We start from the raw sequence: 7181 nt of genomic DNA on the forward strand, positions 1-7181 counted from the left end.
TGATTTGCCGGTATCCCGGGGAACGGGCAGGACCATCCCCCGGGCGCGGGTTTCCCAGGAGTGGCACGGACAGTCAGCGGATCAGGCGGAAGAACCCGCGCACCTGCTCGATCAGCGACTCCGGCTGCTCCAGCGCGGCGAAGTGGCCACCATGCGGCAACTCCTCGAACCAGCGCAGGTCGGTGAACCGCAGCTCGGCCTCCCGTCTCGACGGGCGGGTTATGTCGCGCGGGTAGACCGACAGTCCGGATGGCGCGGTCACCTTGTCCCGGAAGTGGGCGAAGCTCTCCCAGTACAGGCGCGCCGACGACGTGGCCGACGCGGTGAACCAATAGACCGAGATCTCGTCGAGGATCGTCTGCCGCGACAACGCGTCCTCGGGATGGCCGTCGTTGTCCGTCCACGCCCAGAACTTCTCGGCGATCCAGGCGGCCTGCCCCGCCGGGGAGTCGGTGAGACCGTAGCCGAGGGTCTGCGGCCGGGTCGCCTGGATCGCCGAGTAACCCCGGCCCGTGCGCTGCATCTCCTTCTCGGCCTGAAGATTCGCCAGCTCCGCGGGCGTCGGGTCGTCGAACGTGCCCGCCGCCACCGATCCCAGGTTCAGGTGCACGCCGGCGACCCGCTCGGGCGCCACCTCGCCCAGCGCGCCGGACACCGCCGAACCCCAGTCACCACCCTGCGCGCCGTACCGTTCGTAACCCAGCGAGACCATCAACGTGTCCCAGGCGCGCGCGATGCGCGTGATGCCCCATCCGGTCGTCGACGGCTTGTCGCTCCAGCCGTACCCGGGCAGCGACGGCGCGACCACGTGGAAGGCGTCCGCCGGGTCGCCGCCGTGTGCGCGCGGGTCGGTCAGCGGGCCGAGGATCTCCAGGAACTCCAGCACCGAACCCGGCCACCCGTGCGTGAGCACGAGCGGGAAGGCGTCCGGCTCCGGCGAGCGGACGTGCAGGAAGTGGATGCCCAGCCCATCGATCGTGTCTCGGTACTGCGGGAACACGTTCAGCCGCTCTGCGAACCCGAAGTCGTAGTCCTCGGCCCAGCTACGGCACAGCTCCTGCGCATACGCCAGCGGCAAACCCTGTGACCAGTCGTCCACCGGCTCGCGCTCGGGCCACCGTGTCCGTCGCAATCGTTCACGCAGATCCGCGATCTCGGCTTCGGTGATGCTGACCTCGAACGGCTCGGCGGACATGGCAAGGTTCCTTACTGGTCAAGGCGTTGTCGGATCAGGAGACACGTCAATGCTGGATGCGTATCACACCCCGTTGGTGGACCGAGGTGACCTTCGGCGCAGCCCGCGTTGAGCGCCGGCACCCCGAAAGCTCGTCAAGCTGAGACAGCCGCGCCGCAGTTCCGTCACCGCGCCGAGCCGACGGGGATGTCGTCGATGTTCAGCCGCAACCAGACGTCGTCCACGAAAACGTTCAGGTCGGGGCCCCGGCCGACCACCTGTGCCGTTCTGGGCAAGGGCCGCCCGTCCGGCCCGGCCAGCCGGTACTTGCCGGTCACCTGGAACCGGTCGCCGTCCAGGACGCCGACCACCAGACGATCGTGGTCGGGCCGGTAACCGCCGTACAACGCGACACGGGACCCACCGACCGCGAGGGCCTTGGCGCCGCGAACGTCGTTGTGCCATCCCGTCACGGCGCCGTCGTGGACCCGGACGATCGGAAAGTCGTCGTAATAGCAGGCCCACGCCGTGTCGCCGTCGACGTTGAGTGCGTAGCAGTCCTCGATCGACCCCCACGCGCTGTCGTCCGGCAGAGAAAACCGCCAATCCTGGGTCAGGGCGGTGGAGAAGCGCGTCAGCCCACTCGCCCCCAGCGGAGGCCGGCCTTCCGAATCGCCCCAGCCGAAGTTGCCGTAGATCCCTTCGTCGAAGTATCCCACCCACGTCTCGCCCCGGCGGGTGGTCTGCACGTGCTGGATGCCGTCGCCGACGGTCTCCCCGAACACCACCGCTCCGTCGGAGTCGTACACGATCGCGTTGCGGTCCGGCCCTTCCGGCCGCCACCTGCACCGGGAGCCGACCACGAGCACCTGGCCGTCGGGCAGCGGCTGAACGGTGGGGTACGCCACCGAAAGAGACCTGATCCGCGCGGCGATGGCCATGTCCGGCGTGTGCACGGTCACGCGTGCCGTCACGGGCCTGGACGTCCGGGGCTCGGGGAAGGTGGCGCCTCCCGGCGTCGTCGTCCGCACCGTGAGTTCCGACAGGTCCTCCGGTGCCGCCCACAGCGCCACGACCTCGCCCGACGGGCCGACCGACGCGGACACCAGTTCATCGCCCGCTTGCGGCGCCACGAGCCGCGAGTGGTGACGGGCTCGGAGAGTCCCCTGCCGTGCCTTCTTCTGCCGCCGCTGAGCCCAGCCACTGATCACTGACACATTCGATCACGGGACCTACCAGCCGACGGCGGCGCCGTCCTTGCGGTGATCGGACGCGGCCCGGTAGATCCCGTTGACCGGTCCGTTCGCCCCGGTCGACGCCGGCCAGTCGCCCGGGCGCTCCGGGGTGAACGCGATCGCCTGGTAGCCGCCCATGCTGCTGCTCGACGGCGGGAGGAGGTGATGGCCCATCGCGGCGAGCGAGGCGCCGACCAGTTCGTGCAGTTCCCGTTCGAGGACAAGGCGATCGTGGAAGTGGTCGTGGTGGAAACGAGCGGCGTCGGTGGCGGCCTGCGGGTTCATGCCGAGGTTGACCATGTTGACCATCTCGAGCGCCTGGGCCTGGGCCTGTTCGCTGCCGCCCATGTTGCCGAAGGAGAGCACGGGCCTGCCGTCACGCGTGACGAACGCGGGCATGAGGGTGTGGAAGGGCCGTTTGCGGGGCGCGACGATGTTCGGCGAGGCGGGGTCGAGGTTGAACAACGCGCCGCGGTTCTGCAGCGGGAAGCCGTAGCCGGGAACCGTGACTCCCGAGCCGAACGTGTCGAAGTTGCTGTAGATGAACGATGTCATGTTGCCCCAGCGGTCGGCGGTGGTCACGTAGACCGTGCCGGAGTTGACCGCGCCGGGGACCTGGGGCGGGTGGGCGCGGGCCGGGTCGATCCGGCGGCACAGGTCGGCGGCGTGCGCGTCGGAGAGCAGCATGTCCAGTGGTACGGGGACGAATCGCGGGTCGCCGTTGTAGCGGTTCAGATCGTCGTAGGCGAGTTTCTTGGCCTCGATCAGCAGATGCCAGAACAACGGCGACCGCGGCCCCAGCGTGGCCAGGTCGTGGCCCAGCACCGGGACGAACTGCTTGATGACGTTCAGCATGATCAGCGCGGCGAAGCCCTGGTTGGCCGGTGGCAGCTGATGCATCCGATAGCCGTGGTAATCCACCGAGATGGGTTCGACCCATTCGGCGTGGAACGCGGCGAGATCGTCCGTGGTCATCGCGCCGCCGAGGCGTCGGCTCTTCGCGACGACGGCTCGGGCGATTTCGCCGCGATAGAAGGCGTCCCGGCCCTGCCGTTGCAAGGCGCGGTACGCGCGAGCGAGGTCAGGATTGCGGAAGATCCCGTACAGCGGAGGCACGTTCCCGTCGACCAGGAACGTCCGCGCCGAATCGGGATCCTTACGCAGCAGTTCGACCACGCCACCCCAGTCGTGGTGGATGCGCTCGGTGAGCCCGAAGCCCTGCGTGGCCAGTTCGACCGCAGGCTGCAGCACGACGTCGAAACGCTTGCGGCCGAAGCGTTTCAGCAGCTGGTCCCAGCCCTCGACCGCTCCTGGCACGGTCGCCGAGTCGATCCCCGTGTAGGGCATGCCGTTGGCGGCGGTGCGGCCTCGCGCGCGGAAGTACTCCGGCGTCCACGCGGCGGGTGCCCAGCCGCTGGAGTTGAGCCCGTACACCCTGCGGTCGGCGGCGGAATAGTGCAGCGCGAAACTGTCCCCGCCGATGCTCGCGCTGCCCTCCTCGACCAGTCCGAGCACGGCCGCGGTGGCCACCGCGGCGTCGGCGGAGGTGCCGCCCTCGGCGAGGATCTTCAGCCCGGCCTGGGCCGCGACCGGCTGGCTGGTGGCGACGACGCCGTTGCGCGCGACGACCTCGGCCCGGGTCTGCCCGCCCCAGCCCGCCGGACGGTCTCCGCGCACGGCGGCGACGGTGATCCCGGGTTCGGGGACCGCCGCGGTCGGCATGCCGAAGGGCGTCGCGCTGAGCGTCGGCCCGGTGGCAGTCCCCGGTCCGGCCGCCGCCGCGACGGCGGGACTCCCCTCGCCGAGCGCGGCCGCCGCGAGGGCCGCGCCACCGGCCTTGAACAGATCCCGGCGCGAAGGCCTGACCGGAGTGTCCACGAGCCCTTCCTTTCCCGCCGGGCGCGTCGGAAAGCCGCCTCGTCGAGCCGAGATCGGTAACCTGCCGGGATCATAGGCACCGTGGCCGGGGAGTTGTCCAGACAAATCACGCGGTCGGCTCCGGGCCTTCCGGCATCGGCGGCACGCTTTCGGCTAGATTGCGAGAGGTGTTCGGCCACGTGAAAAGGCAGCTCCGGCAAGTCGGCGAAACCGATCGAGAACTCGTCCGGCTCAGTGCCGCGCTCCCCCGCACCCGGGCTGACGACGTGCTCACGGCGGTCAGCGTCGCCGCGAACAAGGGCAGGCTGTGGTGGGCGGTCGGCGCCGTCCTCACCGCGCGCAAGGGCGCGACCCGCCGAGGCGCGTTGCGCGGGGTCGCCGCCATCGCGGGTGCCAGCGCGTCGGCGAACCTCGTCTGCAAGCTGCTGTTTCCCCGCCGGCGACCCGCCGCCGAAGAGGTTCCGGTGCACCGGAGGCTCACGAAGCGACCGACCTCTTCGTCGTTCCCGTCCGGGCACGCGGCCTCCGCCGCCGCGTTCACCACGGCCGTCGCCATGGAATCGCCGAAGGCCGGGCTCGCGATCGCCCCGCTGGCCGCCGCCGTCGCCTACTCCCGGGTGCACACCGGCGTGCACTGGCCGAGTGACGTGGGTGCCGGGGCACTGATCGGCGTCGCCGCCGGGCTCGCCACCCGGCACTGGTGGCCGCTGCACCCCGACGTTCCCGCTCGCACCGCGCACGACGCCGAAGCGCCGCTCATGGTCGACGGCGAGGACATGCTCGCGCTGGTCAACCCGAGCTCCGGGGTCGACGGACAGGACCCCACCGAGGACGTCCGCTACGCCTGGCCCAAGGCGACCCTGATCTACCCCGACCCTGCCACCGACATCCGCACCCAGCTCGAATCCGCGATCGCGGCGGCGGGCGGTACCGTCCGCGCGCTCGGTGTCGCGGGCGGGGACGGCACCGTCGCCGCGGTGGCCTCCGTCGCCGCCGAGCAGGGACTCCCCCTCGCTCTCATCCCGGCGGGCACGCTGAACCACTTCGCGCGCGACGTCGGCGTCCGCTCGATGCCCGACGCCGACGAAGCCACCGAAAACGGCTCCGCGGTCGGAATCGACCTCGGCGAGGTCGAGGTCGACGGGCCCAGCGGCCCCGACCGCCGGTGGTTCGTCAACACCGCCAGCCTCGGCGGCTATCCGGAAATGGTGCGGGTGCGGGAAAAACTCCAGGAGCGGCTGCCGAAATGGGCCGCGGGCGTCATCGCGCTCGTCCGCACGCTCCGGCACGCGAAGCCACTCCAGATCGAGCTCGACGGCAAACGGACCGCGGTATGGCTGATCTTCGTCGGCAACGGCACCTACGCGCCGAAGGGCGTCGTGCCCAGCCGCCGTCCGGCACTCGACACCGGCCTGCTCGACGTCCGGTACCTGCGCGCCGATCTGCCCTACTCGCGGGCCCGGTTCGTGCTCGCCACCCTGACCGACTCGCTCACCGCGAGCCACGTCTACCGGGAAGCGGACGTGTCGGAACTCGACGTCCGCGTGCTCGACGGAAACCGCAGGATCGCCACCGACGGCGAGGTAGGCCCGCTCGGCAACCACTTCCGCTTCCGGTCCCGCCCCCGCGCGCTGACCATCTACCGCAAGCCCTAGGGCGACACACCCCGGACCATCCGAAATCGATGGCCAACGCAATTCCCGCGCGACCATTCTAAAGTCGTGAATGGCACATTGAGGACGTTCAACGCCGCGAATGCGCCATTCACGGCGCTTTGACCTGGCACGGCAGGGTCCATCCTTTCGTAGGTACAGCACCAGGGTCGCCCGTTCTACATTGAACTCGCGCCGATTCTCCCGGTGCACACACCCCCACCGTTATTTCTTTTTCTGCATGCCCGAAGAAGGAGCCGAAATGCAGATCAGAAAATCATCGGCCATTGTCGCCCTGCTCGCCGCGGCCGGACTGGCGGCGACCGTCACCCAGGCTTCCGCCGCCGTGGACTCGCCGAAACACCATGCCAAGCACGGCATGGGCCTCGACCTCGCCGGGCTGAGGGCCGCCAAGGCGTCGAACGCCTTCACCGCGCACGCCGCCGCGCTTCCGGTCCGAGAGCGCATCGGCGCGCCGCCCGCCAGCTACGACCTGACGCAGTACGCGTTGTCGCCCGGCGACCAAGGGCAGGTCGGCTCCTGCGTGACCTGGGCTACCGGCTACACCGGATACGGCGTGCTCATGAAGGAACAGGGAATCGCCGGCTCGCCGATGGCCCCGATGTTCATCTACTCCCAGATCGCCAAGGGCAACGACCAGGGCACCTGGGCCTCGGTCGCGCTCCCGATGGAGCAAAAGCAGGGCATCGACACCAAATCCCACTACTGGCAGGGCGACTTCGACTACACCACCCAGCCCGACCAGTCCGAGCGCACCAACGCCGCGCACTACAAGCTGTCGGGCTACACCGAACTTCCCACCAGCGGCAGCTCGGCGAAACAGGCCATCGAAAACGCCATCTCGCAGGGGCAGCCGGTCCCGATCGGGTTCAGCGTCCACCAGAGTTTCATGGACCTCGACAGCTCGACCGCGAGCGACTACTCGTACCTGCCCGGCGACTCGTCCAGCGACCCCGTCGTCGGCGGCCACGAAGTGACCATCGTCGCCTACAACCAGCAGGGCGTGAAAATCGAGAACAGCTGGGGCAGCGGCTGGGGCGCGAACGGATTCGTGACCGTGCCGTGGGAATTCTTCAACACCGGGGACGTGGACGAAATCCACGCCATGGGCAAGCTCGTCCAGAACTGAACGCCCAACCTGGTTGGGGGGGGGGGGGGGGGTGGTGCGCGCCCGGCCCCCCGGGGGGGGGGGGGGCCGCGCGCGCGGGGGCGCCGCCGCGA

The 7181-nt window shown here is 69.9% G+C and carries 5 protein-coding genes; 2 read left to right on the top strand and 3 right to left on the bottom strand.

Annotated elements, in window-relative coordinates:
• Positions 1–73 precede the first annotated feature (73 nt).
• The 3 genes from ACFWY9_RS32460 to ACFWY9_RS32470 form a co-directional block, all read right to left on the bottom strand.
• Positions 74–1195, bottom strand: coding sequence for an epoxide hydrolase family protein (locus ACFWY9_RS32460; protein WP_378326866.1), 1122 nt, complete (start codon positions 1193–1195; stop codon positions 74–76).
• A gap of 164 nt (positions 1196–1359) precedes the next feature.
• Entirely contained in the window at positions 1360–2391 is a 1032-nt protein-coding gene (locus ACFWY9_RS32465) for a hypothetical protein (RefSeq protein ID WP_378340652.1), read from the bottom strand.
• 15 nt (positions 2392–2406) lie between these two features.
• Positions 2407–4287 carry a gamma-glutamyltransferase family protein gene (locus tag ACFWY9_RS32470; protein WP_378340653.1) on the bottom strand — a complete coding sequence of 627 codons (1881 nt, stop codon included), beginning with the start codon at positions 4285–4287 and terminating at the stop codon, positions 2407–2409.
• A 179-nt stretch (positions 4288–4466) separates the two neighbouring features.
• Here ACFWY9_RS32470 and ACFWY9_RS32475 point away from each other — a divergent pair, with 179 nt between their 5' ends.
• Both ACFWY9_RS32475 and ACFWY9_RS32480 read left to right on the top strand, forming a co-directional pair.
• Positions 4467–5942 (top strand): bifunctional phosphatase PAP2/diacylglycerol kinase family protein, encoded by a 1476-nt coding sequence (locus ACFWY9_RS32475; protein ID WP_378326869.1) that lies wholly within the window; start codon positions 4467–4469, stop codon positions 5940–5942.
• A 259-nt stretch (positions 5943–6201) separates the two neighbouring features.
• The gene (locus ACFWY9_RS32480) at positions 6202–7089 is read left to right on the top strand and encodes a C1 family peptidase (RefSeq protein WP_378326870.1); all 888 of its coding nucleotides are present in this window, start codon (positions 6202–6204) and stop codon (positions 7087–7089) included.
• Positions 7090–7181 lie beyond the last annotated feature (92 nt).

This window comes from Amycolatopsis sp. NPDC059027, from assembly GCF_042739735.1.
GTDB lineage: Bacteria > Actinomycetota > Actinomycetes > Mycobacteriales > Pseudonocardiaceae > Amycolatopsis.